24 protein-coding genes and 1 pseudogene are annotated in these 24,297 nt (G+C 69.5%); 15 read left to right on the top strand and 10 right to left on the bottom strand.

Annotated elements, in window-relative coordinates:
- Nucleotides 1-41 precede the first annotated feature (41 nt).
- On the top strand, nucleotides 42-944 hold the full coding sequence (locus tag ASG80_RS06445; RefSeq protein WP_056729360.1) for a formylglycine-generating enzyme family protein: 903 nt from the start codon (nucleotides 42-44) through the stop codon (nucleotides 942-944).
- A 61-nt stretch (nucleotides 945-1,005) separates the two neighbouring features.
- Here the strand turns inward: ASG80_RS06445 and ASG80_RS06440 are convergent, their stop codons facing one another.
- The 3 genes from ASG80_RS06440 to ASG80_RS22825 form a co-directional block, all read right to left on the bottom strand.
- Nucleotides 1,006-2,562: an FAD-dependent oxidoreductase gene (locus tag ASG80_RS06440; RefSeq protein ID WP_056729359.1), complete on the bottom strand. Its 1,557-nt coding sequence runs from the start codon at nucleotides 2,560-2,562 to the stop codon at nucleotides 1,006-1,008.
- A gap of 72 nt (nucleotides 2,563-2,634) precedes the next feature.
- Nucleotides 2,635-2,904 carry a glutaredoxin family protein gene (locus ASG80_RS06435; protein WP_056729358.1) on the bottom strand — a complete coding sequence of 90 codons (270 nt, stop codon included), beginning with the start codon at nucleotides 2,902-2,904 and terminating at the stop codon, nucleotides 2,635-2,637.
- Between the two features lie 138 nt (nucleotides 2,905-3,042).
- Nucleotides 3,043-3,141: a 30S ribosomal protein bS22 gene (locus ASG80_RS22825; RefSeq protein ID WP_003792170.1), complete on the bottom strand. Its 99-nt coding sequence runs from the start codon at nucleotides 3,139-3,141 to the stop codon at nucleotides 3,043-3,045.
- 131 nt (nucleotides 3,142-3,272) lie between these two features.
- On the opposite strand from ASG80_RS22825, the gene ASG80_RS06430 reads away from it, so the two are divergent.
- Both ASG80_RS06430 and ASG80_RS06425 read left to right on the top strand, forming a co-directional pair.
- Nucleotides 3,273-3,782, top strand: coding sequence for a GNAT family N-acetyltransferase (locus ASG80_RS06430; RefSeq protein ID WP_056729357.1), 510 nt, complete (start codon nucleotides 3,273-3,275; stop codon nucleotides 3,780-3,782).
- Between the two features lie 25 nt (nucleotides 3,783-3,807).
- Nucleotides 3,808-4,296 carry a DUF1772 domain-containing protein gene (locus ASG80_RS06425; protein WP_056729356.1) on the top strand — a complete coding sequence of 163 codons (489 nt, stop codon included), beginning with the start codon at nucleotides 3,808-3,810 and terminating at the stop codon, nucleotides 4,294-4,296.
- A gap of 49 nt (nucleotides 4,297-4,345) precedes the next feature.
- Here ASG80_RS06425 and ASG80_RS06420 read toward each other — a convergent pair whose 3' ends face one another.
- Nucleotides 4,346-4,786, bottom strand: a complete 441-nt coding sequence (locus ASG80_RS06420) for a helix-turn-helix transcriptional regulator (protein ID WP_056729355.1) — start codon at nucleotides 4,784-4,786, stop codon at nucleotides 4,346-4,348.
- A 73-nt stretch (nucleotides 4,787-4,859) separates the two neighbouring features.
- Between ASG80_RS06420 and ASG80_RS06415 the strand changes: the two genes are divergently transcribed.
- The 5 genes from ASG80_RS06415 (at nucleotide 4,860) to ASG80_RS06395 (ending at nucleotide 10,060) form a co-directional block, all read left to right on the top strand.
- Nucleotides 4,860-6,302 carry a TrkH family potassium uptake protein gene (locus ASG80_RS06415; RefSeq protein ID WP_056729354.1) on the top strand — a complete coding sequence of 481 codons (1,443 nt, stop codon included), beginning with the start codon at nucleotides 4,860-4,862 and terminating at the stop codon, nucleotides 6,300-6,302.
- Nucleotides 6,295-6,963, top strand: a complete 669-nt coding sequence (locus ASG80_RS06410; protein ID WP_056729353.1) for a TrkA family potassium uptake protein — start codon at nucleotides 6,295-6,297, stop codon at nucleotides 6,961-6,963. Before ASG80_RS06415 ends, ASG80_RS06410 begins: the two co-directional genes overlap by 8 nt.
- Nucleotides 6,964-7,028: 65 nt before the next feature.
- Nucleotides 7,029-7,961, top strand: a complete 933-nt coding sequence (locus tag ASG80_RS06405) for an ABC transporter ATP-binding protein (RefSeq protein WP_200952511.1) — start codon at nucleotides 7,029-7,031, stop codon at nucleotides 7,959-7,961.
- The gene (locus ASG80_RS06400; protein WP_056729352.1) at nucleotides 7,958-9,580 is read left to right on the top strand and encodes an ABC transporter permease; all 1,623 of its coding nucleotides are present in this window, start codon (nucleotides 7,958-7,960) and stop codon (nucleotides 9,578-9,580) included. The genes ASG80_RS06405 and ASG80_RS06400 overlap by 4 nt, the downstream gene beginning before the upstream one ends.
- Nucleotides 9,581-9,592: 12 nt before the next feature.
- Nucleotides 9,593-10,060, top strand: coding sequence for a GbsR/MarR family transcriptional regulator (locus ASG80_RS06395; protein ID WP_056729351.1), 468 nt, complete (start codon nucleotides 9,593-9,595; stop codon nucleotides 10,058-10,060).
- Here ASG80_RS06395 and ASG80_RS06390 read toward each other — a convergent pair whose 3' ends face one another.
- Nucleotides 10,061-10,456, bottom strand: a complete 396-nt coding sequence (locus ASG80_RS06390; RefSeq protein ID WP_056729350.1) for a hypothetical protein — start codon at nucleotides 10,454-10,456, stop codon at nucleotides 10,061-10,063. It lies immediately after the preceding gene.
- 74 nt (nucleotides 10,457-10,530) lie between these two features.
- On the opposite strand from ASG80_RS06390, the gene ASG80_RS23435 reads away from it, so the two are divergent.
- The 7 genes from ASG80_RS23435 to ASG80_RS06360 are packed head-to-tail and all read left to right on the top strand — an operon-like array spanning nucleotide 10,531 to nucleotide 18,481.
- On the top strand, nucleotides 10,531-10,722 hold the full coding sequence (locus tag ASG80_RS23435; RefSeq protein WP_235508210.1) for a hypothetical protein: 192 nt from the start codon (nucleotides 10,531-10,533) through the stop codon (nucleotides 10,720-10,722).
- Nucleotides 10,719-10,808, top strand: coding sequence for a K(+)-transporting ATPase subunit F (gene kdpF, locus ASG80_RS23430; RefSeq protein ID WP_056729349.1), 90 nt, complete (start codon nucleotides 10,719-10,721; stop codon nucleotides 10,806-10,808). Before ASG80_RS23435 ends, kdpF begins: the two co-directional genes overlap by 4 nt.
- A complete protein-coding gene (gene kdpA / locus ASG80_RS06380) occupies nucleotides 10,808-12,481 on the top strand; it encodes a potassium-transporting ATPase subunit KdpA (RefSeq protein ID WP_056729348.1) in 1,674 nt (557 codons plus the stop codon). Before kdpF ends, kdpA begins: the two co-directional genes overlap by 1 nt.
- 48 nt (nucleotides 12,482-12,529) lie before the next feature.
- A complete protein-coding gene (kdpB, locus tag ASG80_RS06375) occupies nucleotides 12,530-14,647 on the top strand; it encodes a potassium-transporting ATPase subunit KdpB (protein WP_235508216.1) in 2,118 nt (705 codons plus the stop codon).
- Between the two features lie 27 nt (nucleotides 14,648-14,674).
- Nucleotides 14,675-15,280: a potassium-transporting ATPase subunit KdpC gene (gene kdpC, locus ASG80_RS06370; protein ID WP_056729346.1), complete on the top strand. Its 606-nt coding sequence runs from the start codon at nucleotides 14,675-14,677 to the stop codon at nucleotides 15,278-15,280.
- A gap of 10 nt (nucleotides 15,281-15,290) precedes the next feature.
- Nucleotides 15,291-17,780, top strand: a complete 2,490-nt coding sequence (locus ASG80_RS06365) for an ATP-binding protein (RefSeq protein ID WP_056729345.1) — start codon at nucleotides 15,291-15,293, stop codon at nucleotides 17,778-17,780.
- A complete protein-coding gene (locus ASG80_RS06360) occupies nucleotides 17,777-18,481 on the top strand; it encodes a response regulator (RefSeq protein ID WP_056729344.1) in 705 nt (234 codons plus the stop codon). Before ASG80_RS06365 ends, ASG80_RS06360 begins: the two co-directional genes overlap by 4 nt.
- Before the next feature lie 154 nt (nucleotides 18,482-18,635).
- On the opposite strand, the gene ASG80_RS06355 is transcribed toward ASG80_RS06360, so the two are convergent.
- From ASG80_RS06355 to ASG80_RS24395, 5 genes and pseudogenes are all read right to left on the bottom strand, one after another.
- Complete coding sequence (locus ASG80_RS06355) at nucleotides 18,636-20,888, bottom strand: arylsulfatase (RefSeq protein WP_235508209.1); 2,253 nt, start codon at nucleotides 20,886-20,888, stop codon at nucleotides 18,636-18,638.
- 359 nt (nucleotides 20,889-21,247) lie between these two features.
- Nucleotides 21,248-22,069 carry a hypothetical protein gene (locus ASG80_RS06350; protein ID WP_056729342.1) on the bottom strand — a complete coding sequence of 274 codons (822 nt, stop codon included), beginning with the start codon at nucleotides 22,067-22,069 and terminating at the stop codon, nucleotides 21,248-21,250.
- A gap of 252 nt (nucleotides 22,070-22,321) precedes the next feature.
- Nucleotides 22,322-23,629: an ISL3 family transposase gene (locus ASG80_RS06345; protein WP_056729421.1), complete on the bottom strand. Its 1,308-nt coding sequence runs from the start codon at nucleotides 23,627-23,629 to the stop codon at nucleotides 22,322-22,324.
- A 124-nt stretch (nucleotides 23,630-23,753) separates the two neighbouring features.
- Nucleotides 23,754-23,957: pseudogene (locus ASG80_RS24400) on the bottom strand (dihydrofolate reductase family protein); the annotation flags it as partial.
- Nucleotide 23,958: 1 nt separating this feature from the next.
- The coding region (locus tag ASG80_RS24395) for a dihydrofolate reductase family protein (RefSeq protein ID WP_369816230.1) at nucleotides 23,959-24,297 on the bottom strand (339 nt) is incomplete at both ends.

Raw genomic sequence — 24,297 nt, 5'->3', positions numbered from 1 at the left:
GCCCAGCCGCGTAGGCTCGGAGCGTGACGGGAACCACACGCATGGTGCGCCTCGACGGCGGCACGTTCCGCATGGGTTCGAGCGAGTTCTACCCCGACGAGACGCCCGTGCACGAGCGCACCGTCGGCGCGTTCGAGATCGACATGCACCCCGTCACCAATGAGCAGTTCGCCGCGTTCGTCGAGGCCACGGGGTACGCGACGGTGGCAGAGCGCCCCCTCGATCCGACGGATTTCCCCGGAGTGGATCCGTCCGACCTGGTGCCAGGCGGCCTGGTGTTCACGCCGACGGCCGGCCCCGTCGACCTGCGCGACTGGCGGCAGTGGTGGCGGTGGGGCGCCGGCGCGAGCTGGCGGCATCCGTTCGGGCCCGAGTCTTCGATCGACGACAAGCCGGGGCATCCGGTGGTGCAGGTCAGCCTCGAGGATGCCTCGGCGTACGCGGCCTGGGTCGGCAAGCGGCTCCCGACCGAGGCCGAGTTCGAGTACGCCGCGCGCGGGGGCCTCGACGGGGCGCGGTTCGCCTGGGGCGACGAGGAGCGGCCCGGCGGCCGGCTCATGGTGAACCAGTGGCAGGGGCGGTTCCCGTACGACAACACCGGCGCCGAGGGCTGGGTCGGCACGTCGCCCGTCATGACGTTCCCACCGAACGGCTACGGCCTCTACGACGTCACCGGGAACGTGTGGGAGTGGACCACCGACTTCTACACGCCGCGGCACGAGGTGCCCGGCCAGGTGGCGGTCGACGCGGGCGCCCGCGAGAACCTGCTCGCTGCGGCGTCCGCAGAGCCCGGCTCCCGCATCCCGCGGCGGGTGCTCAAGGGCGGGTCGCACCTCTGCTCCCCCGAGTACTGCCTGCGCTACCGACCGTCGGCCCGTTCGCCGCAGGCCGACGACACGGCGACCACGCACATCGGGTTCCGCTGCGTGGGCGACGTCGGCTGAGTCGGAGCGGGTCTCGATACGCCGGCTGCGCCTGCTACTGACCGACGGGCGGTCCGGCTGGCTACTCGACCGACGGGCCATCGGGGACCCGCGGCTCCTGCGGCAGGTCGTGCACCGCGGGGCCTTCGATGCGGTGCCCGGATGCCTCGAACCGGGAACCGTGCAGCGGGCAGTCCCACGTCTTCTCGCCGTCGTTCCAGCGCACCACCCCGCCGAGGTGCGTGCACACCGCGCGAACGGCGCAGGTCCGTCCGTCCACCGTGGACACGCCGTACGGCACGCCGCCGCGGGACACCACGACGCCCTGCCCCTCCGCCGGGGCCTTCGCGGGGGCCGGATGCGCCTGCGCCGACGCCCACCCGACCGCCAACGTCCGGGCCACCCGCGCCCCCTCGGCGGCGCCGCGCGCAAGGTCGGCGGGCATCGTCGACCGAGTGCCGAGCACGCGGACCCACTCACGCTGGTCGCGCCACGGCACGCCGAGGATCTCGTCCGAGATGCGCAAGGCCGCGGCCACGCCGTTCGTGAGCCCCCACTTCGCATAGCCGGTCGCGATCCACACCCGGCCGAGACCGCGCGGCATCCGGCCGACGAAGGGCACGAGATTCACCGACTCGTAGTCCTGCGCAGCCCAGCGATGCGTGAGCTCGGCGCCGGGGAAGTACCGTTCCGTCCATCCGATGAGGTCGCGCACCCTCGCCTCGGTCGACGGGGCTCCGCCGACCGGGTGCCCGTTGCCGCCGACGAGCAGCAACGGCGGCACGTCCGCATCGGGGTCGGGGGTCGTCCGCAGCGAACGGGTCGGCATGTCGACGGTGATGAACAGGCCGGGCGGCGGAGCGTCCTCGACCCTGAACGACGTGAGGTGGGAGCGCAGCGCTCGGGTCTTGGCGAAGTACAGGCCGCGCAGCAGCATCGGCGCGGCGGTCGCGACGACCACGGCGTCCGCCCGGATGGTTCCGTTCGGCGTTCGGAGTCCGACGGGGAGTGACGCCTGCACGTCCTCGACGCGCATGCCCTCGAGGAGCACCCCGCCCTCGTCGACGAACGCGCGGGCCATCGCCAGGGCGAGCCGATAGGGGTCGAGCCCGAGCTGGCCGGGCAAGGCGACGGCGCCGGCGAACGGGAACGACACCGGCATCCGGTCGACCCACTCGACGGGAAGCCCGGCCTCGCGCGCCGCGTCGAACTCGCGCTCGACGAGCTGCAGGCCGGCATCGGACGCGGCGTAGCTGTAAGCCGTCTCCTCCGACACGGGCACGCCGTGCTGCCGGGCGAACTCGGCGATCCAGCGGAGTCCCTCGAGGTTCGCGTCGACATAGCCCTGCACGACCCGAGCCGAGTGGCTTCGGCGGATGCGCTGCAGCATCGCCCCCTGCAGTACGGTCGCCTTGCCCGTGTTCAGGCCGGTGGCGAGGGCGGCGACCCGCTCCGCCTCGACGACCACGACGCGGAGCCCGTCGCGAACGAGGATGAGCGCGGTCGCGAGTCCCGTGATGCCGGCGCCGACGACGGCGACGTCGAAGCGTTCGCCGGGGAGCGCGGCGGCGGCTGCGCCGGGCGCGCTCGGTGCGGTTGCGGACTCGTCGACGGTCATGGCCGCCCAGAGCGAGGTCATGCGCACAGTCAACGCCTGGATGCCGCGTGCGGCAACAGGGTGATTCCGTTCGAAGCCCCGCGGACGCGCGGGTCAGCCGGCGAGCAGCGCCGTCTTCAGCCGCACCGGGTCGATGCGCCAGTAGTTGTGCACGCGCCCGTCGATGAGCAGCACGGGGATCTCCTCGGCGTACCGTGCGGCGAGCGCCTCGTCGTCGAGGATCGAGCGCTCATCGAACAGGATGCGCGGTGCGGCATCCATCGCCTCGACATCGGCGACCACGGCCTGCACCACCTCACGTGCATCGTCGCAGAGGTGGCAGCCGGGCTTTCCGACGAGGGTCAGGCGGATGTCGCGGGTCACGTGTTCCAGCCTACGCACGTGGCGCAAACCGGCGGCCCGCCCGACGGCGCCGGCGCGACCGCCCGGACGCCGAACTGCGGACACAGCGAAAAGCGCCAGGCCACCAGGGCCTGACGCTCTGCCGGTCGTGCGGGACGACTACTTCTTGTTGCGACGCTGGTGACGCGTCTTGCGAAGCAGCTTGCGGTGCTTCTTCTTCGCCATGCGCTTGCGGCGCTTCTTGATGACGGAACCCATCGAAACCTCACAGAAAAGATCGAGTCGGCCGCGCGTGCCGCAGCCAGAGGCCGGAAAGCCTCGGGATAGTCTAGCGGATCCGCCGGGGGCGCCCATGCGATCGGATCGCGCCGATGCGTTACGGTCGAGGGATGCGCCCGCACGACCTCGTCATCCGCACCACGACCGAGGACGACTGGCCGTCGGTGCGCACGCTCCGGCTCGAGATGCTGCGCGACTATCCGCTCGCCTACGCCGAGACCCTCGAGCATGCCCTGCGCGTCGACGAGGCGGGCTGGCGCCTCCGTGCCGCGCGCGGCACGACCCCGGGCCAGGCCTCGATCGTGGCGATCGACGGCGACCGCTGGGTGGGGCACATGGGAGGGTACCTCCCGGATGCCGCGACGGGCCCACTGCTCGTCGGCGTCTACGTCGCACCCGACTACCGGGGCGACGCGGCCGGCGTCACGCGCCTCCTGCTGGAGGCCGTGGAGGACTGGGCGCGCGCGTACGGCGACACGCTGCGCCTCGAGGTGCACGAGGACAATCCGCGCGCCCGCCGCTTCTACGAGAAGCTCGGATTCACGCTCACCGGGCGCAGCCGCGAGTACGAGCTGGAGCCGGGCGGACTCGAACTCGAGATGATCAAACCCCTCCGCTGACGGCGGGGCACGGCAGACTGGCCGCATGAGCCTGTTCATCGACATCCTGCTCGTGGCAGCGATCCTCGGCACCGGCATCGTGGCCGGGGTCTTCTATGCCTTCTCCGGGTTCGTCACCCAGGGCCTCGACCGCCTGCCGGCAGCGGATGCCGCGCGGGCCATGCGCGAGATCAACGTCACGGCGGTGCGCCCTCCGCTCATGCTGGCGCTGTTCGGCACCGGGCTCGTGGCCGCGGTGCTCTTCGTGCTGGCGCTGCTCGGCCCGCTCGGCGGCGGCGCATGGTGGGCGGTCGCGGCATCCGTCGTCTACCTCGTCGGGGCCATCGGCGTCACGGGCGGGGCGAACGTGCCCCGCAACAACCGGCTCGCCGCCACGTCGGAGACGGATGCCGACGCCCTTGCCGCCGCATGGACGGCGTTCCGCCCGGGCTGGCAGGCATGGAACCACGTTCGCACGCTGACGTCGGCGCTCGCGTGCGTGGGATTCGTGCTCGCCCTCGTGGCGAGTCACTGAGCGGGTCGAGGAGCGCCGGAGGCGCGTCTCGAAACCCGCGTAGCGCCCGTTACTTGCGCTTCTTCGGCCCGACGGCCGCCGACATCTGGTGCGCCGTCTCGGCGAACGCCTTGCCGATCGCGGATGCCAGCGCGAGCTGCTCCTCCTTCAGCACGGGCTCGGAGGCCGCCTCGGCGCCGGCGAGGGTCGCGGCATCCGCTGCAGCCTCCGACGACACGAAGGGGATGAGCCAGTCCTCGAGCACCTCCAGGGGCCCGCGGTCGAGGTGGTAGTAGCGGTGCTGCCCCTCCTCGCGCACGCCGACGAGGCCCGCCTCGCGCAGCACCTTGAGGTGCTTGGAGACGGTGGGCTGGCTGAGGCCGAGGATCGAGACGATCTCGGAGACGCTGATCTCGCCTTGGGACTCGGGCGCGGAACTCTCACGCTCGAGGAGGACCCCGAGGATGTCGCGCCGGGTCGTGTCCGCCACCACGTCGAAGATGTCCGCCATGCGTCAAGGGTAGTCATTCCCGGCGAGGAGTACCATGACTCACGCGTTGGCGGGGGCACGTTGAGGGGGTCAGATGGCGGCACAACCGGTGCGACAGCGCGGGATGTCGCCGCGTTCATGGATCGCCCGGCTCCGCGACGCGCTCGACGGGCTGGTGCGCAGCTCGCCCTCCCGATTCGCGATCCTCGTCTTCGCCGGCCTCGTGCTGCTCTTCACGCTGCTGTTCTCGCTGCCGATCTCGCGAGCCGGTGAGGGCTCGGGCACCCCGCTGTACGACGCGCTGTTCACCGCGGTGTCTGTCATCTGCGTGACCGGCCTCGCCACCGTCGACATGGCGACGCACTGGTCGCCGTTCGGAAACGCCCTCGTGTTCATCGGCGTGAACATCGGCGGCATCGGCGTGCTCACGCTCGCGTCGATCCTGGGCCTCGTGATCTCGCGACGTCTCGGACTGCGCGCGAGGCTGCTCGCCGCGAGCGACACGAACCCGTCGCGCATCCATGTCGGACCGGTGGCGGAACGGCAGGCGGTACGGCTCGGCGAGGTGGGCGGCCTACTGGTCACGGTCGCGATCAGCGCGCTCGTCATCGAGGTCGTGATCGCGGTGGCGATGATCCCGAGCTTCCTCGCCGCCGGGTACGACCCGCTCCTCTCGGTCTGGTACAGCTTCTACTACTCGGCGATGGCCTTCACGAACACGGGGTTCAGCCCGAATCCCGGTGGCCTGGAGCCGTTCCAGACGGACTTCTGGATGCTGACCATGATGATGATCGGCGTCTTCCTCGGAAGCCTGGGCTTCCCGGTGATCTTCACGCTCGCCCGCTCGTGGCGGCATCCGCGCCGTTGGAGCGTGCACGTGAAGCTCACGCTCGCGACGACGACCATCCTCTTGGTCCTGGGCGCTGCCGCCTTCCTGCTCCTCGAGTTCAACAATCCGAAGACCTACGGGCAGCTGGATGCCGGCAGGACGATATTCGAGTCCATGTTCATGTCGGTGATGACCCGTTCGGGCGGCTTCGCGACCGTCGACATGGCCGACCTCAACGGGTCGAGCCTTCTCGTCACCGACATGCTCATGTTCGTCGGCGGCGGATCGGCGTCGACCGCGGGCGGCATCAAGGTGACCACGCTCGCCGTGCTGTTCCTCGCCGCGTTCGCCGAGGCTCGGGGCGCTCCTGCGATGGAGGCGTTCGGCCGCCGGATCCCGCGCGACATCCTTCGCCTCGCGGTCAGCGTCGTGCTGTGGGGGGCGACTATCGTCGCGGTCTCCTCCATCGCGATCACGCAGATCACGAAGCAGCCGCTCGACTTCGTGCTGTTCGACGTCATCTCCGCCTTCGCCACCTGCGGACTCTCGACCGGGCTCACGGCAGAGCTCCCGCCCCCGGCGGTCTACGTCATGGCGGCCACCATGTTGATGGGCCGCGTCGGCACCGTCACGCTCGCGGCAGCCCTCGCCGCAGCGCAACGCCGCCAACTGTTCAGACGACCGGAAGAGAGGCCCATCGTTGGTTGATCGAATCAGGCACGACGCCCCGGTGCTGGTGATCGGCCTCGGCCGGTTCGGCGCCGCCACCGCGGGCCAGCTCGACCGGCTGGGCCGCGAAGTGCTCGCCGTCGACGACGACGAGAACCTCGTGCAGAAGTGGGCCGAGCGGGTGACCCATGCGGTCGTCGCGGATGCGCGCAACATCGACGCCCTGCGCCAGATCGGCGCCCAGGACTTCTCGATCGCGGTCTGCGCGGTCGGGTCGTCGGTCGAGGCATCCGTCCTCATCACCGCGAACCTCGTCGACCTCAAGGTCCCGCAGATCTGGGCGAAGGCGATCTCGACGTCGCACGGCAAGATCCTCGAGCGCATCGGCGCCAACCACGTGATCTACCCCGAGCGGGAGGCGGGCGAGCGCACAGCCCACCTGGTGAGCGGCCGCATGCTCGACTTCATCGAGTTCGACGACGACTTCGCGCTGGTGAAGATGTACCCGCCGAGGCCGATCCGCGGCAAGAACCTCACCGAGTCGGGCGTGCGCTCGCGGCATAACGTCACCGTCGTGGGCGTGAAGAGCCCGGGCAAGCCGTTCACCTACGCCACCGAGAAGACCGTGGTGTCGAACCACGACCTCATCATCGTCTCGGGCACCGAGGGCGACATCGAGAAGTTCGCGGCGCTCGAGTAGGCGGCGCGTTAGGGATCCGTTAATGTAGATTCACAAGATTGTGAATCAGGCGTACCATCACGCCCATGACCACCGTGATCAGTACCCGAGGCCTGCAGAAGCACTTCGGGCGCACCATCGCCCTCGACGGGCTCGACCTCACGGTCGAGTCCGGTGAGATCCACGGCTTCCTGGGCCCGAACGGCGCCGGGAAGACCACAACCCTGCGCATCCTCCTCGGCCTCGCCCGGGCATCCGGCGGCGAGGCGACGATCTTCGGGCGCGACCCGTGGACCGAGGCCGCCGACCTGCACCGCCGCATCGCGTACGTGCCGGGTGACGTCTCGATCTGGCCGAACCTCACCGGCGGCGAGGCGATCGACCTGCTCAGCCGACTGCGCGGCGGAACGACGGACAAGGCCGCCTATCGCAAGCAGAAGGAACGGCTCTGCCAGGTGTTCCAGTTCGACCCGCGCAAGAAGGGGCGCGCGTACTCGAAGGGCAACCGGCAGAAGGTGGCGCTCATCGCCGCCTTCGCGACGCCGGCCGAGCTGTACCTGCTCGACGAGCCGACCAGCGGCATCGACCCGCTCATGGAGCAGATGTTCAACCGGGAGATCGACCAGATCGCCGGCGATGGCTCGACCGTGCTGTTGTCCAGCCACATCCTCTCCGAGGTCGAGGAGCTCTGCGACCGCGTCAGCATCATCCGCGCCGGGAGGACGGTCGAGAGCGGCACCCTCGCCGAACTCCGCCACCTCACCCGCACCGAGATCGCGTTCGTGCACGACCCGGCGAGGGAGGCGGCAGTCACCGCGATCCCCGACACCCATGACCTCGTCATCGACAGCGGCCGAGTGCGGTTCACGGTCGACAGCGACCGCGTGGCCGGCGTGCTGCCCGAGCTCGCACGTCTCGAAGTGCGGGGCCTGACCGTCGCGCCGCCCTCGCTCGAGGACCTCTTCCTGCGCCACTACGGCGACGAGCTCGCCCCGGTCGAAGTGGAGGTGCGGGCGTGACCAGGCTCGTCGTGCTGCTCCGGCAGCGCATCCGCCGTGACCGGCTGCAGCTCGCGCTGTGGATCGTCGGCACCGCGTTGCTGGCGTACGCCTCCATCACCGCGGTATACGACACCTACGGCGAGGAGCAGGATCGGCGTGAGATCCTCGGCGTCGCGATCGCGACCCGGACCATCCTCGTGTTCCGCGGCACGCCGAACGGCGTGGACGACGGCGCGTTCGCGTTCTTCCTGCTGTTCGCCTGGCTGGCCCTCATGGGCGGCCTGATGAGCACGTTCCTCGCAGTGCGCCACACCCGCGCCGAGGAGGAGCAGGGTCGCGCCGAGTCGATCGCCGCGACGCCCGCGGGTCGGATCCTGCCGACGACGGCGACCGTCGTCCACGGCGTGCTCGCCAACGTCGCGCTCGGCCTGCTCATCGCGCTCGCGCTGATCGCGAACGGCCTCGACGCCACCGGATCGTTCGTCTGGGGCGCGGCGATCATGGTCTCCGGCATCGCGTTCCTCGCCTTCGGCCTGTTCGCCGCCCAGCTGTTCCGAACGTCGCGGGGGGCGAACGGGATTTCGGTCGCGTTCGTCCTCGCCGCGTACCTGCTGCGCGGCATCGGCGACGCCGCGGGAACCCCGTCGGACGACCTGCTCCAGGTGACGCCGGCCTGGCCGAGCTGGCTGTCGCCGATCGGGTACGGGCAGTTCACCGGCGCCTTCGTCGAGAACGACCTGACGCCGCTCCTCATCCCGCTCGCGTTCGCGGCCGCGCTCATCGCGCTCGTGTTCGGCCTGCAGGCGGTGCGCGACCAGGGCGCGAGCCTCATCGCCGGCCGCGCCGGCCGCGCGACGGCAGGGCCGGTGCTCTCGAGCTCGTTCGGCCTGGTCTGGCGGCTGAACACGTCGATCCTGCTGTCGTGGACGGCGGGCGCCGTCGCGACGGGGCTGCTGGCGACCTCGCTCTCGTCGGTGGTCGACCAGGCCGCCACCGACGCACCCCAGGTGCTCGAGACGCTGCGCCGGGCGATCGGCAGCGAGGCCTCCATCGAGGAGGCGTTCGTGGCCGTGTTCTACGGCATCGTCGGCGTGCTCGCCGCATGCTGCGCGATCCAGGTGGGCATACGCGCCCGGCAGGAGGAGGCCCACGGCACCGCCGAGCTCGTGCTCGGCACTCCCGTGCCGCGCGTGCGCTGGCTGCTCGAGTACTGGATCGTCGGCACGATCGTGATCGTCATCGTGCTCGCCGCCGCTGCCCTCGCAGGCATCGCCGGTGCGGGCAGTGCCTCGGACCCCGAGTCGCTCATCCCGAACGTGTTCGAGGCCGCGGCGGCGCAGCTGCCGGCGTGCCTGGTCTTCCTCGGGCTCACGCTGCTCGTCTTCGCGTTCCTGCCGCGCGCGACCATCCCCGTCGGCTGGACGGCCGTCGGCGTGGCCGCGATCCTCGGCACGTGGGGCCCGATCCTGCAGTTCCCCGAGTGGCTCGTCGACCTCTCCCCGTTCGCGCACTCCCCGGTGCCGGCGGGTGGGGAGACCGACTGGACCGGCGGGTTCTGGATGCTCGCGATCGGCCTCGCCGCCGGCGCGGCCGCCGTGTGGTCGATGCGACGCCGGGAGCTCGCGAGCGGCGGATGAGAGACTGAGCGGATGCCACGCGACGAGCAGGGCCTGAAGGCCGCGGTCGAGCAGTCGGCCGCGGTCCTCACCGCGGCCGGGTTCCCGCGGATGCCGGCGCGGGTGCTCATGGCCCTGCTCGTCGCCGAGGCGGGGGGACTCACCGCGAGCGAGCTCGCCGAGCGGCTCGGCGTCAGCGCCGCGGCGATCTCGGGTGCGGTGCGCTACCTGGAGCAGATCGGCATCCTGCACCGGGTGCCGCAGGCGGGCAGTCGCCGCGACCGCTGGGAGTTCCTCGACGACGCCTGGTACACCGCGGTCACCGCGAAGAGCCCGGTCTATGGCATCATCGCCGATCTCGGCGACCGCGCCGCGGACGCCATCGGAGACGAGGCCGCCGCTGGCGCACGCCGCGCCAGAGAGATGGCGCGGTTCTACCGGTTCGTCGATTCGCGCCTGCCCGAGCTCATGCGCGAATGGGAGGAGCTCCGCTCGCCGTGATCAGCCGACGAGCATGAGCACGAGCCCGATGAACCCCGCGAGGGCGGCGATCCCGAGGAGCACGAGCCCCAGCATCCGGATGACCCTCCGCCCATGCGGCGGGTCGTGCAGTCGCAGCCGGTCGGGCTCGCGCTGCCGGTAGTACGCGAGCTCCTCGTCGAGCCGCAGGACGTGCGCGCGTTCGTCGTCGCCCAGGCGTCGTTGGTGGAAGGCGCCCTCGGCGAACCAGCGCACGGTCGAACCGTGCTCCTGGTCGATGACCACCGCCTGGGTGCGGACCCAGCGGCCGTCGGCGATGCGGATCAGCAGGGCGAGCAGGAGGCATCCGAGGCTGCCCGCGAGGGCGATCCAGCCGATCACCTCGGCGACGACCGAGACGACCTCCGACGCTTCCATGAGCACACGGTAGCGGACCGCCCGGTCATGCGTGAGCGCGACGTTCGGATCCCCGCGCGGCCCGTTAGGGAACCGTGAGGATCACCGCCGGGGCATCCGCCCGGGTGTTGCATCGGATGCGCAGTCGAACACTGCCCGCCCGCTGCGCCCGCGGCCGGCGGACCTGTATCCCTGGAGTCCTCGTGCTCGACCTGATCTACGTCGCCGCCATCATCGCGGTGTTCGTCGTCGTGGGCATCATCGCGAAGGGAGTCGAGAAGCTGTGATCTTCTTCGATCTCCTCACTGCCGCGTTGGGTGTCGCAATCGTGGTGTACCTCGTGTACGCCCTCGTGAAGCCTGAGCGGTTCTGATGGACGTACTCCTCGGCCTCTTGCAGGCTGCCACCCTCGTCCTGATCCTCGCCCTCCTCTACCGCCCCCTCGGCGACTACATGGCGCACATCTACACCTCGACGAAGGACTGGGGGGTCGAACGCGGCCTCTATCGTCTCGTCGGGGTCGACCCCCGTTCCGAGCAGTCATGGCCGGCCTACCTTCGCGGCGTGCTCGCGTTCTCGGTCGTCGGCGTGATCTTCGTGTACGTCCTGCAGCGCGCGCAGGCGGTGCTGCCGTACTCGCTCGGACTCCCGGCGATTCCCGAGGGGCTGTCGTTCAACACGGCGGCCTCGTTCGTGACGAACACGAACTGGCAGTCGTACTCGCCCGACATCACCATGGGCTACACCGTGCAGCTCGCCGGCCTCGCCGTGCAGAACTTCGTGTCGGCCGCGGTCGGCATCGCGGTGGCCGTCGCCCTCGTGCGCGGCTTCGCGCGGCGCAGGTCGGGCACGATCGGCAACTTCTGGGTCGACCTGTTCCGCGGGTCGTTCCGGTTGCTGCTGCCGGTCGCGATCGTCGGCGCGATCATCCTGATCGCGGGTGGAGTGGTGCAGAACTTCAACGGCTTCACCGAGATCACGACGCTCGCCGGCAACACGCAGAACCTGCCAGGCGGACCGGTGGCCTCGCAGGAGGTCATCAAGGAGTTCGGCACGAACGGCGGCGGGTTCTTCAACGCGAACTCCGCCCACCCGTTCGAGAACCCGACGGGCTGGACGAACCTCTTCGAGATCGTGCTCCTCCTCGCGATCCCGTTCGCGCTCCCCCGGACCTTCGGCAAGATGGTGGGCAGCAACAAGCAGGGCTACGCGATCCTCGCCACCATGGCGACGCTCTTCGTCGTCTCGCTCGTCACGCTCAGCGCGATCGAGCTGAACGGCGCGGGCACCGCGCCCGAGCTCGCCGGCGGCGCCATGGAGGGCAAGGAGCAGCGCTACGGGATCCTCACCTCGACGCTCTTCGCCACTTCGACCACGCTCACGTCGACCGGCGCCGTCAACTCGATGCACGACTCGTTCACCGCGCTCGGCGGCACGATGCCGATGCTCAACATGATGCTCGGCGAGGTCGCCCCGGGCGGCACCGGATCCGGCCTCTACGGCATGCTGGTGCTCGCGGTCATCGCGGTGTTCATCGCCGGCCTCCTGGTGGGCCGCACGCCCGAGTACCTCGGCAAGAAGATCGGCCCGCGCGAGATCAAGCTCGCGAGCCTCTACATCCTCGTCACGCCGACGCTCGTGCTCGCCGGTACCGCCCTGAGCTTCGCAATCCCGGGCGTCCGCGAGGACGTCGAGGCGGTGTCGATCTGGAACCCCGGCGTCCACGGCATGTCCGAGGTGCTCTACGCCTTCACCTCGGCGGCGAACAACAACGGCTCGGCCTTCGCGGGACTCACGGCGAACACGCCGTGGCTCAACACGGCGCTCGGCATCGCGATGCTGCTCGGCCGGTTCGTGCCGATCGTGCTCGTGCTCGCCCTCGCGGGCAGCCTCGCCGCGCAGGACAAGGTGCCCGCGACCGCCGGCACCCTCCCCACCTACCGGCCGCAGTTCGTCGGCCTCCTCGTCGGCGTGACGGTCCTCGTCACCGCCCTCACCTATTTCCCCGTTCTCACGCTGGGTCCCCTGGCAGAAGGGCTGAGCTGATCCATGTCCACCACCATCTCCGAAATGACCGGCCACACCCCACGCCCGATGGGCTCGCCATCGAAGCGCCCGATGGGCGGCTTCGGTCCGGCGCAACTCCTCCAAGCGCTCCCCAGCGCCCTCCGCAAGCTCGACCCTCGACAGATGTGGCACAACCCCGTCATGTTCATCGTCGAGATCGGGGCGGCGCTCACCACCGTGATCGCGATCGCCGAGCCGTTCCTCGGCGGTCCTGAGACGTCGGGCGGCACGACCGTGCCCGTCGCGTTCACCTGGGGCATCGCGATCTGGCTCTGGCTGACGGTCGTCTTCGCGAACCTCGCGGAGGCCGTGGCCGAGGGTCGCGGCAAGGCGCAGGCCGACACGCTGCGACAGACCCGCACCTCGACGGTCGCGCACCTCGTGACGCGCTACGACGAGGTGTCGGATGCCGCAGCCGAGCGAACGCCGATCACCGAGGTCTCCTCGGGCGATCTCCGGCTCGGCGACATCGTCGTGGTGTCGGCCGGCGAGTCGATCCCCGGCGATGGAGACATCGTCCAGGGCATCGCGTCGGTGGACGAGTCCGCCATCACCGGCGAGTCCGCCCCCGTCGTGCGCGAGTCGGGCGGCGACCGCTCGGCGGTCACCGGCGGCACGCGGGTGCTCTCGGACCGGATCGTGGTGCGCATCACTTCGAAGCCCGGCGAGACCTTCGTCGACCGCATGATCGCGCTCGTCGAGGGCGCGTCGCGCCAGAAGACGCCGAACGAGATCGCGCTGAACATCCTGCTCGTGAGCCTCTCGATCATCTTCGTGGTGGTCGTGCTCACGCTGAACCCGATCGCATCCTATGCGGCGGCCCCGGCGAGCATCCCGGTGCTCATCGCGCTCCTCGTCTGCCTCATCCCGACGACGATCGGCGCGCTCCTCTCGGCCATCGGCATCGCCGGCATGGACCGCCTCGTGCAGCGCAACGTGCTCGCGATGTCGGGCCGAGCAGTTGAGGCGGCGGGCGACGTCACGACGCTGCTCCTCGACAAGACCGGAACGATCACGCACGGCAACCGCCGCGCGAGCGAGTTCGTGCCGATGCCCGGCGTCGACGTCACCGAGCTCGAGCGGGCCGCGGCGCTCGCCTCGCTCGCCGACCCGACGCCCGAGGGCTCGTCGATCGTGACCCTCGCCGCGGAACGCGGCATCAGCTACGAGACGGCGCCGGCCGGCGACATCGTGCCGTTCACCGCGCAGACCCGCATGTCGGGTCTCGACCTCGCCGATGGGTCGATCGTCCGCAAGGGCGCCGGCTCGGCGGTCATCGCCTGGGTCGAGGAGAGCGGCACGATACCGTCGAGCGAGCACGAGGAGCTCGACCAGCGTGTGGACGCGATCTCGGTCAGCGGCGGCACGCCGCTCGTCGTGGCGCAGAAGTCCGCCGATGGCACGGCACGCATCCTCGGCGTCGTCCACCTGAAGGACATCGTCAAGGACGGGCTCGTCGATCGCTTCCGCGAGCTCCGCCAGATGGGCATCCGCACCGTGATGATCACGGGCGACAACCCGCTCACCGCGAAGGCCATCGCGGCCGAGGCGGGCGTCGACGACTACCTCGCCGAGTCCACGCCCGAGGACAAGATCGCGCTCATCCGGCGGGAGCAGGAGGGCGGCAACCTCGTCGCGATGACCGGCGACGGCACGAACGACGCCCCGGCACTCGCGCAGGCGGACGTCGGTGTGGCGATGAACTCGGGCACGTCGGCCGCGAAGGAGGCCGGCAACATGGTCGACCTCGACTCCGACCCGACGAAGCTCATCGAGATCGTCGCCATCGGCAAGCAGCTGCTCATCACCCGCGGCGCGCTCACGACGTTCTCGATCGCCAACGATGTCGCGAAGTACTTCGCGATCATCCCGGCGATGTTCGCGGGGATCTTCCCAGGGCTCGCGGCGCTGAACATCATGCAGTTGAGCTCGCCCGCCTCGGCGGTCATGTCGGCGATCATCTTCAACGCGATCATCATCGTGATCCTGATCCCGCTGGCGCTGCGCGGCGTGAAGTACCGGCCGCTCGGAGCGTCCGCGATCCTCAACCGCAACCTGCTGATCTACGGCATCGGCGGCATCATCGCCCCGTTCATCGGCATCAAGCTGATCGACCTCGTCATCAGCCTCATCCCCGGGTTCTGAGCCCGGACGCGAAAGGAATCGAAAGACATGAGTACGACTCGCACAGCGGTACGCACCCACTGGGTGGCGATCCGCGCGATGCTGCTCTTCACCCTGGTGCTCGGCGTCGGCTACACGCTCGTGGTCACCGGCATCGGGCAGCTGGCGCTGCCGGCCCAGGCGAACGGTTCGGTCGTGCGCTCGGGCAATGAGGTCGTGGGTTCCGCGCTCATCGGCCAGTCGTTCACGGATGCCGACGGCAACCCGCTCCCCGAGTGGTTCCAGTCCCGGCCGTCCGCGGCCGGCGACGGCTACGACGCGGGTGCGTCGAGCGGCAGCAACTGGGGTCCCGAGAACTCCGACCTCATCGCGGCGATCGAGGAGCGCCAGGCGCAGATCGCCGAGCTCGAGGGCGTCTCCGTCGACGAGATCCCGGCCGATGCGGTGACGGCGTCGGCATCGGGCCTCGACCCGCACATCAGCCCCGAGTACGCGCTGCTGCAGGTCGCGCGCGTCGCCGAGGCGCGGGGTCTCGAGGAATCGGAGGTCCGCGAACTCGTGGAGTCTAGGATTCAGGCACGGGACCTCGGGTACCTGGGCGAACCCACCGTGAACGTGCTGCAGTTGAATCTCGCCCTCGCGGAACTCGGCTAGGAGCAGGCGGATGAGAAGGGGGCGGCTGCGGGTGTTCCTCGGCGCCGCCCCCGGCGTCGGCAAGACCTACACCATGCTCGAGGAGGGCAGGCGCCTCGCCGGCGAAGGCCATGACGTGGTCGCGGCCTTCATCGAGACGCATGGCCGGGCTGCCACCGCGGCCATGATCGCCGGGCTCGAGGTCGTGCCCCGCCGCACCGAGGTGCACCGCGGCATGACCCTCGAGGAGATGGACGTCGACGCCGTGCTGGCCCGGAAGCCCGAGATCGCCCTCGTCGACGAGCTCGCGCACACGAATGCGCCCGGCTCGCGGCATCCGAAGCGCTGGCAGGACGTCGAGGACCTGCTCGCCGCCGGCATCGACGTGCTCTCGACGGTGAACACCCAGCACATCGAGTCGCTCGGCGACGTGGTGCTGCAGATCACGGGTGTGCCGCAACGCGAGACGATCCCCGACTCGGTGCTGCGCTCCGCCGACCAGATCGAAGTGATCGACCTCGCCCCGCAGGCGCTGCGGGATCGGCTCGCGAGCGGACTCGTCTACCCCGCCGAGCGCATCGACGCCGCGCTGTCGAATTACTTCCGGCTCGGCAACCTCACCGCCCTGCGCGAGCTCGCACTCCTCTGGCTCGCCGACGAGGTCGACACCGCGCTCAAGGCCTATCGCGCCGAGCACGGCATCCGGGGCACCTGGGAGGCACGCGAACGCGTCGTCGTCGCCCTCACCGGAGGCCCCGAGGGTGAGACGCTGCTCCGACGGGGCGCCCGCATCGCGTCGCGCGCCTCGGGCGGCGAGCTCATCGCGGTGCACGTGACCAGTCCCGACGGCCTGCAGGCGCGGCATCCGGGAGCCCTCGACCGCCAGCGCACGCTGGTGGAGCAGCTCGGCGGCACCTTCCACTCGGTCGTCGGCGAGGACGTGCCGCGTGCGCTCGTCGACTTCGCGAGGGCGTCGGATGCCACGCAGCTCGTGATCGGCGTCAGCCGCCGTTCGCGACTCGCGGCGGCGTTCACGGGGCCCGGCATCGGCGCGACCGTCGTCCGGGAGTCCGGCGACATCGACGTGCATATCGTCACGCACTCGGCCGCAGGGTCGGCGTTCTCGCTGCCGAAGCTCGGAGGCTCGCTCAGCCGGAAGCGCCTCATCTACGGGTTCGCGCTCGCACTCGTCGCAGGACCGTTGCTCAGCTGGCTGCTCGCGACCTTCCGCACCGATTCGTCGATCACCAGCGACGTGCTCGCCTACCAACTGCTCGTCATCGTCGTCGCGCTGATCGGCGGGATCTGGCCGGGACTGTTCGCGGCGGTGCTGTCGGGACTCACGCTCAACTTCCTGTTCGTGGAGCCGCGGTACACCCTCACGATCGACGACCCCCGTCAACTGCTCGCGCTCGTGCTCTACGTCACCAACGTGCTGCTCGTGAGCTACGTCGTAGACCAGGCCGCGCGGCGTTCGCGCCAGGCGCGGCGCGCCGTGGCGGAGTCGCAGCTGCTCGCCTCGCTCGCGAGCAGCGTGCTGCGTGGCGAAGACGCGCTGCAGGCGATGGTCACCCGCACGAGGGAGGCGTTCGGACTCACCGGAGTACGCCTGCTCGTCGACGGGGAGCCGCACGTCGCCGACGGCGAGCCCACGCGCGATGACCGGATCACGAACGTGCCGATCGGCGCGCACGGCGTGCTCGAGCTGCACGGGCACGACCTCGCTGCATCCGAGCAACGGCTGCTGCAGGTCATCGCCGCCCAGATCGACCAGGCCATCGAACACGGCGCGCTCGCCCGGGCCGCGTCGGCGGCGGGCGAGCTCGCCGAGACCGATCGCGTGCGCTCGGCGCTGCTCGCCGCCGTCGGACACGACCTGCGGCGCCCGCTCACGTCGGCGTCGGCCGCGATCAGTGCGCTGCAGTCGCCGGAACTGAGGCTGCCTGCGGCCGAGCGCGAGGAGTTGCTCGACACCGCGGCCGAGAGCCTCGCCGCGCTCGCCGAGCTCGTGACGAACCTGCTCGACGTGAGTCGCGTGCAGGCGGGCGCCCTCGCGGTGAAACTCGCGCCCACCGACGTCGCCGACGTCGTGTTCCCCGCGCTCGACGAGCTAGGCCTCGGACCGGGCGCCGTCGAACTCGACCTCGCCGACGACCTTCGGCCCATGCAGGCAGATGCCGTGCTCCTGCAGCGCGTCGTCGTCAACCTGCTCGCGAACGCGGTTCGGCACAACCCGCCGGGCGAGCGAGTCCGGCTGGCGGCAAGCGCATTCCGCGACCAGGTCGAGCTCCGCGTCGTCGACCGCGGCGCCGGGATCCCGCCTGAGCGTCGCGACGAGGTGTTCACGCCCTTCCAGCGGCTGGGCGACACCGACAACGACGCAGGCCTCGGCCTCGGCCTCGCCCTCTCGAAGGGATTCGTCGAGGGGATGGATGGCCTACTCGAGGTCGAGGACACCCCGGGCGGCGGCCTCACGATGGTCGTCACCCTTCCGGCAGCGAGCGCCGAGGAGGTGCGATGAAGATCCTCCTCGCCGACGACGACGAGCAGTTGCAGCGCGCCCTGCGCATCACCCTCGGGGCGCGCGGCTACGAGGTGATCGCGGCGCGCGACGGCGCCGAGGCCATCGACCTCGCCGCGACCACGCACCCCGACCTCATCCTGCTCGACCTGGGCATGCCGAAGGTAGAGGGTGTCGACGTGATCCGCGCCGTGCGGGCATGGTCGAAGGTGCCGATCCTCGTGCTTTCGGGGCGCACGGACTCCGCAGAGAAGGTCGACGCCCTCGACGCCGGCGCCGACGACTACGTGACCAAGCCGTTCGCCATGGACGAGCTGCTCGCCCGCATCCGGGCACGGGCGCGTGCGGCCCCCGGTGACGAGGGGGATGCCGCAGAAGTGGCGATCGGCGACCTCACCGTGGACCTCGTGGCGAAGACCATCCGCAGCTCGGCCGGCGGCGGTTCGAAAGGCCGGGCCGCCGCGGCATCCGTGCGCCTGACGCCCACGGAGTGGCGCCTGCTGGAGCTGTTCCTCAAGAACCCGGGCAAGCTGCTCACCAGGCAGATGCTGCTCGGCGAGGTGTGGGGGCCGTACCACGCGAACGACGCCGGCTACCTGCGCCTGTACGTCGCCCAGCTGCGGCGCAAGCTCGAGCCGACGCCGTCGGAGCCGCGCTACTTCCTCACCGAGCCGGGCATGGGCTACCGCTTCGAACCCTGACGTAGGATCCGCGCGGAGATGGCAAATTCCGCGACACTTGGCATGTAAATGGCAAATTTGCCATTTACGGTGGATTTCTACCCTCGACCAACATGACGCGTTTCTTTTGCGACAGTGGCGGCCGTCCACCCGTAGGGCTGGAACGGCAGTGGGTTCAGGCGCGAGTCGGTGGCAGGTAGGAGACGTGGACGCGCTCAATCGTGCCGGTGAACGGGAACGGCATCCGGTCGGCGTACGCGCGGGAGACGCCGCCGCCATAGGCGCGTCCGATGTCGAGGCAGTCGTTCGCTGAGAAGAGAAGCGGGGCGCTGACCGGGACGATTCCTTCGGCAACCCGGTTCCCGTCCACGCGCAGCACGACCCGGAGCGGTCCGGCTGGCCGGGGCTCGACGTACGTCGTCTCGACTTCGAGCCGGGCGCGGCCGGCGGGTATTGCGGAATCCGAGCGGATGATGGTCCGGCGCAGCAGGAAGAGGTTGTACTCGTAGGTGAGCACGCCGTCCTCGAGATAGCAGGTGAGACCGCCCCCGGCGCCGCCGAGCTTGTAGAGGACGCCGTTGGCCCTCTCGGGAAGATCGAGTTCGATGGTGACGAGATTGGGGCGGTTGCCGAGCGCGGGGGCGTTGAACTCGGGGATCCGGGCGGTGTCGCCGGTCAGCTCCCATTCGGTGTATGGCGGCGCGATCCGCAGCTCGGGGTGGAGCATTGGGATCCACAGGCCGCCGCCGATCGGGAACACCTTGTTGCGCGCCGCCTCCTCCTCGAAGAGCTGCTTGAGCTGCGCGACCTTCTCCGAATGCTCCGCCGCGATGTTGCGGGCTTGGCTCCAGTCGTGGTCGAGGTCGTACAGTTCCCACTCGTCGTCGTCTGGCGACCATGTTGCGATGCCCGGGGGGAGTCCGGGCACCCAGGGCAGCCTGGGCCCGATGGCTGAGGCCATCCACCCGTCGGAGTAGATCGCACGGCTTCCCATGACCTCGAAGTACTGTGTCGTGCGTCGCCCGGGAGTGGCGGCGTCGTCGAGAGAGTAGGCGAAGCTCATGCCGTCGATGGTGTCCTGGGGGATACCGTTGACGACCTCGGGTGGTGTGATCCCGAGGATCTCGTAGATCGTCGGCACGACATCGATGACGTGATGGAACTGTGCCCGGGGCTCGGAGTCGGGCTGCAGCTTGGCGGGCCAGCGCACCAGGAGCGGGTTGCGAGTGCCGCCGAGGTGCGATGCCAGCAACTTCATACCCTGGTACGGCGTCGACCCGGCCCACGCCCATGCCGCGTGGTATTGGTTCTCGACGGCACGGGTGCCGAGCGCGTCGAGGCCGCCGAGCTCGTCGAGCGCGGCGACATGGTCGGACACCTGGCTCGGGATGCCGTTCTGGGCCAGCAGCTCGCTGATCGTGCCGCTCTGCCCTTCCCCTGAGGAGCCGTTGTCGCCCCAGATGTACATCACGATCGTGTTCTCGGCGTAGCCCAGCCGGTCCAGCTCGTCGAGGATTCGTCCGACCTGCACGTCGACGTGCTCGCTGAACCCCGCCGCGACCTCCATGAGTCGCCGTTGGAACGGCTTCTCGTCCTCGGGGATGTCGCCCCAGCCGGCCAACGACGGATGCCGCGGAGTGAGCTCGGCGTCGTCGGGTATCCAGCCGAGTTCCCTGGCACGGCCGTGCACACGCTCACGGTAGGCGTCCCACCCGTCGTCGAATGCCCCGGCGTACTTGTCCGACCACTCCTTCCCCACGTGATGTGGGGCATGGATGGCACCGCTTGCCCAGTACATGAGGAACGGCTGGTCGGGTGCCAGCGCTTTGTGTGTCCGCAACCACTTCATTGCGTCGTCGGCGAGATCCTCGCTGAGGTGGTAGCCCTCCTCGGGGGTCGCTGGCGGCCTGACCGGAGTCGTGTTCCGCACCAGGTTCGGCTCATAGTGCGATGCCTCGCCTGCGAGGAATCCGTAGAAGTAGTCGAAGCCGTACCCGGTGGGCCAATGATTGAACGGGCCCGCTACTGTCGTCTCCTCCGCCGGGGTGTTGTGCCACTTGCCCCATGCGCCGGTGGCGTATCCGTAATCGCGGAGCACCTCGGCAACGGTCGCCGAGCTCTCGGGGATCGTGCCGGAGTATCCGTCCCAGTCGTTCGCGAGCTCGGCGATCTGCCCATTGCCCACGCGATGATGATTCCGGCCGGTGAGCAGGGAAGCGCGCGTCGGCGAGCACATGGCCGTCGTGTGGAATCGGTTGTACGCCACGCCCTCAGCCCGCAACCGGTCCAGGGTGGGTGTGGCTACTTCGCCGCCGAATGTCGTCGGAAGCCCCGGACCGGCGTCGTCGATCAGCACGATAACAACGTTCGGCGCGTCGGCGGGAAGCCGATGCTCGACCGGCAGCGGCGAGTAGGTCGACTCCTGCATCGTGCGTCCAGCGACGCTCCCGGACCGCCGTGGTGGGAACGGCAGATGCGGGGCCGAGGGCAGCGGTTCTGCAGCAAGAGAAGGTCGATCAGCGTTCGCCATGTCAGGTCCTCACCCCCGCCGCGGTCGCCCCGAACCCCCCGGGAACCCAAGACCGCGGGCTTGGCTCACGTTACAACCAACAGGCTCGCCGTCACACCGCTGTTCACGAGTGCATCCAGATGAGCCGGTGGAACGGTTGCGCGCCGTCAATGGTCCAGCGCGAATACCGTCAAGAGGATCGGGACCAACCGATGCCTCACTGAGCTGCTCAGCGGCCATCGTGTGATCCTCGGGTGCAAAGGCGGGTCCGAAGGTCCCTAGTTGGTCGGCGGCCGCACCCGGAAACGGAAGTAGGCGCGATGATCCCAACTGCCGAAACGGTGGTAAATGGCGCCGCTGGTCTTCATATATATCGATGCGTCTGTCGCTTCGCTGACGTCGCCATCAGTGACAACCCACTGGAGTTGGGTCGGTTGGCCGGATGGTCCCACCGCATGCGCGTCCGTTGGTCCGAACCACTCCAGATCTCGCCCCTGCGGATCTACGCCAACGCACGAAAACGTCACGACTTCGCCAGGGTGCAGTGTCACGTCGAGAGCGGTGACGCTTCCTGCAAGCTCGTCTTCAACGGTCGCGGACTCAATGCGCCGGCCGAAGGAGTCAGTCACCGACTCGATGCGTGGGTAGATGTCACCGGCCTCGTCCTGTTTGCTCATGTAGAGGGTCACCTGATTCCGTACCATGCCTGCGATCCCAGACATTAGATCCTGCTCGAACGGCAGGAGCAGGCGGCTGTGGCCGATGGTATTGCGCAGCGAATCGAATTGCTCGAGGAGCGGGAGCATGCGCTGTTTCTTCCCGAGCGGCGCTGCCAGCGGTTCCCAGTGCCTTTCGACGATCGCAACGAGGTCATAGAAGTTGGCGTAGGCGAGACCAACGTTCGGTACCTGCGCCACACCCTTCGGAACGCGCGCTCGCTGTTCGACCTCAGCCCGTACGCCCCAGGCTTCCCGCTGCTTCGCAGTGGTCACCCGCTCAAGCCAGTCTGCTCCGAACACCCGTTCATAGGCGTACGTCATTAGCTCGCGCAGGGCGGTCTCACACGTCGAGAGCGCGATGGTCGGGTCAAGTGTGCTCATTTGCTCGTCGCGCAGTGGTTGTTTGGCATGCCCCTATCCTCGCTGTCCGGAACGATGCTGATCTTTCAGGAACGCATACAGTTGTCCCATCCGACGTGAGGCACGGCGGCGCAGGACAGTCCGACGCAGTGCAGGTTCGCACCGCGTTGGCGGCCTGAACACTCGTGCGCTGGCGGCACGGGCTCAGGCCTGTAGGAATATGCCAGTTGCCGGGGAATCCGGCTCCCTGAATCGATGACATTTACCGGCTCTTCACGATCGAGGGTGTAGTTGCGGCCTGAAGCCTCCGGTCTCGAGCAGCGATCTGGCGATGTAGTTCGTGAGGTTGCGGAACCCGAGTGCGGAACCGCGCAGGTGCTCGAGCCGGCCGTTGATCGCCTCGGTGGGGCCGTTGCTGATGCCGGGACGGTCGAAGTAGGCCAGCACGTCGGCTGCGCGTTTCTCCAACGTGCGGCCGAGCGTGGTGACCTCGACCAGTGCGTTCGGGACACCGGTGCCGATCGTGTCGATCAGCTTGACCATCAGCTCGCGGCCACGGCGCCGGTCCTCGTGTCGGTAGGCGGCGATCATTCGCTGGTAGATGCCCCAGGTCGCCTCGACCTCGACATGCGCGTCGTCGGCGAACAGCGCGGTGAGCCGAGCGGCCTGCTTGTCGGTGAGCAGCCCGGCACCTGTGTGCAGGGTCCTGCGCGCGGGGTAGAGCGGGTCGTTCTTCATGCCGCGGTGGCCGTGGATCGCCAACTGGACCCGGCGGCGGCACCGGTCCAGCGCATCGCCGGCCAGGCGCACGACATGGAAGGGATCCATGACCGCTGTCGCGTCGGGGAGCTCTTCGGCGGCGGCGGTCTTGAAGCCGGTGAAGCCGTCCATCGCGACCACGTCCACGGCGTCGCGCCAGGTCTCGTCGCGGTCGGCGAGCCAGGACTTGAACGCCTGCTTGGAGCGGCCCTCGACCATGTCGAGCAGCCGGGCGGGACCGGTGCCATCACGGACGGCGGTGAGATCGATGATCACGGTGACGAACTTGTCGCCGCGGCGGGTGTGGCGCCACACGTGCTCGTCTACCCCGATCGCGGTGACACCGTCGAGGCGGTTCTCGTCGTTGATCAGCACCCGCTTGCCTTCGGCCAGGACAGCGTCGTTGGCGGTGTTCCACGCGACCCCGAGTCCCTCGGCGACCCGGGCCACGGTCAGGTGCTGGCACACGATCGCCTCGAGTGCCCACCGCAGCCCGCGACGCGACAGCTTCGCTCGCGGCTCAGCCGCGAGGCTGGCGTCCTGGCGCCACACGTGACCGCAATCGGTACACCGGTAGCGGCGCACGGTCACCACGAGCGTCGTCGGCCGCCAGCCCAGCGGCTCGTGGGCCAGCTCCCGGGTCACGGTGTCGCGCGGTACGCCTTCGCAACCACAGCGACGGCACCACTGGTCCGGCTCGGGGACCTGGCATGCCAGCACCGCACGGTCGGGCCTGAGTCGTTGGCCGGTGACGGCCAGGCCGAGCTCATCGAGCCGGCAGAACTTGGTCAGGTCAGGGCAGGCGAAGGTAGCGTCAGACAAGTCGAGGTCTGCCAATCTGGAAGACCTCGACTTCCATCCCGGGACAGCGATGCACAAACGCAGCCGGAGGCCCCATCTCGTGTCACCGTCGCAGTGGACTTCTTCGCGCACCCGCTCAGATCGGTCAACGGCGCACCCGATAGCGCAGGTGAAGCACCCGGTTGCCCTGAACAACTACGTCTGGGTCTTCCAGCAGGTGCTGCGCGTCGACGGAGCCGAAGTAGCGCTTGCCGGACCCGAGCACGACGGGTGCGACGTCCATGCGTACCTCGTCGACCAAACCTGCGGCGAGCATCTGGCCGCCGACGTCGCCAGCGGCGACCTCGACNCCGGACCCGAGCACGACGGGTGCGACGTCCATGCGTACCTCGTCGACCAAACCTGCGGCGAGCATCTGGCCGCCGACGTCGCCAGCGGCGACCTCGACAGTGCGGTCACCCGCGAGCTCTTGCGCCTTGGTCACGGCCGCCTCGATGCCGTGGACGAAGTGAAACGGCGCGTTGGGGTCCCAGCCCTCGGGTGCCGGCCGGTGTGTCACGACGACTACGTGGTCGATCCCGCTCGGAGGCTTCCCGTCCCAGCCGTCCGTGATGTCGAAGACGTGGCGGCCGGCGATGGTCACCCCGATCTGGTCCCAGTACGGCCGGATGTGGTCGTAGGACGCTTGC

Source organism: Agromyces sp. Soil535 (assembly GCF_001428255.1).
Lineage (GTDB): Bacteria > Actinomycetota > Actinomycetes > Actinomycetales > Microbacteriaceae > Agromyces.
Note: the sequence above shows the minus strand (reverse complement) of the source record. Positions and strands in the feature narration are given on the sequence as shown.